This is a genomic window from Bacillus pretiosus (assembly GCF_051294775.1).
GTDB lineage: Bacteria > Bacillota > Bacilli > Bacillales > Bacillaceae_G > Bacillus_A > Bacillus_A wiedmannii.
This window is the reverse complement of sequence record NZ_JBPPHF010000595.1, coordinates 1-282: the sequence shown is the minus strand read 5'-3', so window position 1 is coordinate 282 and position 282 is coordinate 1. Positions and strand designations below refer to the sequence as shown.

At 58.5% G+C, this 282-nt stretch carries 1 rRNA gene; it reads left to right on the top strand.

Annotated features, from left to right (window positions below):
• A 23S ribosomal RNA gene (locus ACSG5Z_RS32305) occupies positions 1 to 282 on the top strand; the annotation flags it as partial.

The following is a 282-nucleotide window of genomic DNA, read 5'->3' as shown; positions in this document are numbered from 1 at the left end:
CCCCCAAGAGTCCACATCGACGGGGAGGTTTGGCACCTCGATGTCGGCTCATCGCATCCTGGGGCTGTAGTCGGTCCCAAGGGTTGGGCTGTTCGCCCATTAAAGCGGTACGCGAGCTGGGTTCAGAACGTCGTGAGACAGTTCGGTCCCTATCCGTCGTGGGCGTAGGAAATTTGACAGGAGCTGTCCTAAGTACGAGAGGACCGGGATGGACGCACCGCTGGTGTACCAGTTGTTCTGCCATGGGCATAGCTGGGTAGCTATGTGCGGAAGGGATAAGTG